The sequence below is a fragment of the Pseudomonas folii genome (assembly GCF_014357575.1).
GTDB lineage: Bacteria > Pseudomonadota > Gammaproteobacteria > Pseudomonadales > Pseudomonadaceae > Aquipseudomonas > Aquipseudomonas folii.
Window position 1 is genome coordinate 1 of the sequence record NZ_JACONW010000277.1, and the last position, 3157, is coordinate 3157.

Sequence of the window (3157 nt, forward strand, 5' to 3'; positions counted from 1 at the left end):
ATTCATTTCAAATGTGAAGCGATGCGTCTGGCCATCCAATATGCCTACAATCGCGCCTTGTCGCCTTATCTGAGAAGCCGGATGAAACGCAGCCTGTCTATCCTTGTATTCATCATCGCCCTCGTCATTGGCGCAGGTGCGTGGTATCTGCACAGCAAGCAACCCCAGCGTGACGGTCAGATCTCCCTCGCCCACCTTCAGGCGCCCGTCAGCGTTCGCTACGACGAACGCGGCGTGCCACATATCCGCGCCGAGAACGAAGCCGATCTGTATCGCGCACTGGGTTATGTACAGGCTCAGGACCGACTGTTCCAGATGGAAATGATTCGTCGCCTGGCCCGAGGTGAACTGGCTGAAGTGCTGGGCCCTAAGCTGGTGGCGACGGACAAGCTGTTTCGCAGCCTGCGTATTCGTGAACACGCCGACGACTACGTTGCCCGCCACAATAAGGACACGCCGACCTGGAAAGCGCTGCAAGCCTACCTCGATGGCATCAATCAGTATCAGGACAGCCACGCCAAGCCACTGGAATTCGACGTACTGGGCATCCCCAAACGCCCGTTCACTGCTGAAGACACTCTGAGCGTCGGCGGTTACATGGCCTACAGCTTCGCAGCCGCTTTTCGTACCGAACCCTTGCTGACCTATGTGCGCGACGAATTGGGTGCCGACTACCTGAAAGTCTTTGATCTCGACTGGCAGCCTCAAGGTGTTCTCGATCAGCCAACAAGGCTCTCAACCAGTGACTGGAAAAACCTCAACCAGCTCGCCGACCTGAGCAATCAGGCACTTGAACAGGCGGGTTTACCCCAGTTCGAAGGCAGTAATGCATGGGCTGTTTCCGGCAACAGAACCCAAAGCGGCAAGCCGTTACTGGCGGGCGATCCACACATCCGTTTCTCGGTACCGTCGGTGTGGTACGAAGCGCATCTGTCCGCGCCGGGCTTTGAGCTGTACGGCCATCATCAGGCGCTCAATCCGTTTGCGTCGCTGGGCAATAACATGGACTTCGGCTGGAGCCTGACCATGTTCCAGAACGATGACCTGGACCTTATCGCCGAAAAGACCAACCCGGAAAACCCGAATCAAGTCTGGTACCACGGCCAGTGGGTCGACATGACCACGACCGAACAACAGATCGCGGTCAAAGGCGAAGCGCCGATCACGCTGACGCTGCGCAGGTCGCCTCACGGCCCTATCGTCAACGACGTGATGGGCGTCACCGCAAGCGCCACGCCGGTTGCCATGTGGTGGTCATTCCTGGAGTCGGAGAATCCGATTCTGGAAGGTTTCTACGAAGTAAACCGCGCCGACACCCTGAATAAAATGCGCGCCGCTGCCGAAAAAATTCAGGCGCCGGGGCTGAACATTGTCTGGGCCAATGCCAAAGGCGATATCGGCTGGTGGGCTGCGGCGCAATTGCCAATCCGCCCGGAAGGAGTTAACCCGAACTACATTCTTGATGGCAGTACCGGGCAAGCCGACAAACTGGGCTTTTACCCCTTCAGCGCCAACCCGCAGGAAGAAAACCCCGCACGCGGCTACATCGTCTCCGCCAACTTCCAGCCCCTCTCGCCCACCGGCATGCAAATCCCCGGTTACTACAACCTGGCTGATCGCGGCCAACAGTTGAATCGGCAGTTAAGTGATACGTCGATCAAGTGGGATCTGGACAACAGTAAAGCGCTGCAGCTGGGCACGACAACTGATTATGCCCATCGGGTTTTAAAGCCTTTGCTACCCATCCTCCGCGAAGTAGTCAGTGATCCGGAAGAGAAAGCGCTGGTAGAACGACTCGCCAACTGGAAAGGGGACTACCCAGTGGATTCAGTAGGCGCGACGCTGTTCAACCAGTTCCTTTTCGACCTGAGCGAAGAAGTCTTCCACGATGAGCTTGGGGATGGTCTCTTCGAAACACTGCTATCAACAAGAGTGATTGATGCCGCCCTGCCCCGCGTGGCCGCCGACGCCAGTTCGCCGTGGTGGAACAATCGCAATTCGCCGTTTGAAGAGGACCGCGCCAACACCGTCAAAGTCGCGTGGCACGCTACGGTGTCGCATTTGAAATCCACGTATGGGCTTAACGCGGACGAATGGCGCTGGGGTAAAGCACACACCCTGACCCACGCTCATCCGCTGGGCACGCAAAAGCCGCTGGATCAGCTTTTAAACGTCGGCCCATTCGCAGCGCCCGGCACCCATGAAGTACCCAACAATCTTTCGTCCCGCATCGGACCTGCGCCTTGGCCAGTGACCTACGGCCCCTCAACCCGCCGCCTGATCGACTTCGCCGACCCGGCCCATGCACTGGGCATCAACCCAGTCGGACAGAGCGGCGTGCTGTTTGATAAACACTATTCGGATCAGGCACAGACCTACATCAACGGCGAGTACGTGCCACAGCATTTGAGCGAAGAGGATGTGGCGAAGAACGCCCATGGCACCTTGAGGCTGATGCCCCCAGCCCGGTAGGAGCGAACTTGTTCGCGAGACGATGATCCTGCGTGACAATTACACCGCCTCGCGAACAAGTTCGCTCCTACCGACAATCACCTTACGCTCTAAACCGGCGCAGCATTTGAGCGAAGAGGATGTGGCGAAGCATGCCCAAGGCAACTTGAGGCTGATGCCCCCAGCCCGGTAGGAGCGAACTTGTTCGCGAGACGATGATCCTGCGTAAACAGTTACACCGCCTCGCGAACAAGTTCGCTCCTACCGACAATCACCTTACGCGTTAAACCGGCGCAGCATTTGAGCGAAGAGGATGTGGCGAAGAATGCCCAAGGCACCTTGAGGCTGATGCCCCCAGCCCGGTAGGAGCGAACTTGTTCGCGAGACGATGGTGCTGCGTAAACAGTTACACCGTCTCGCGAACAAGTTCGCTCCTACCGACAATCACCTTACGCGTTAAACCGGCGCAGCATTTGAGCGACGAGGATGTGGCGAAGAATGCCCAAGGCACCTTGAGGCTGATGCCCCCAGCCCGGTAGGAGCGAACTTGTTCGCGAAGCAATGATCCTGCGTAACAATTACACCGCCTCGCGAACAAGTTCGCTCCTACCGACAATCACCTTACGCGTTAAACCGGCGCAGCATTTGAGCGAAGAGGATGTGGCGAAGCATGCCCAAGGCACCTTGAGGTTGGTGCCCTCATCCC

1 protein-coding gene is annotated in these 3157 nt (G+C 57.6%); it reads left to right on the top strand.

Going from position 1 to position 3157, the window contains the following annotated elements; translation table 11 throughout:
* The first annotated feature begins 81 nt into the window (after positions 1-81).
* Entirely contained in the window at positions 82-2472 is a 2391-nt protein-coding gene (locus H8S59_RS26625; protein ID WP_187523344.1) for a penicillin acylase family protein, read from the top strand.
* Positions 2473-3157 lie beyond the last annotated feature (685 nt).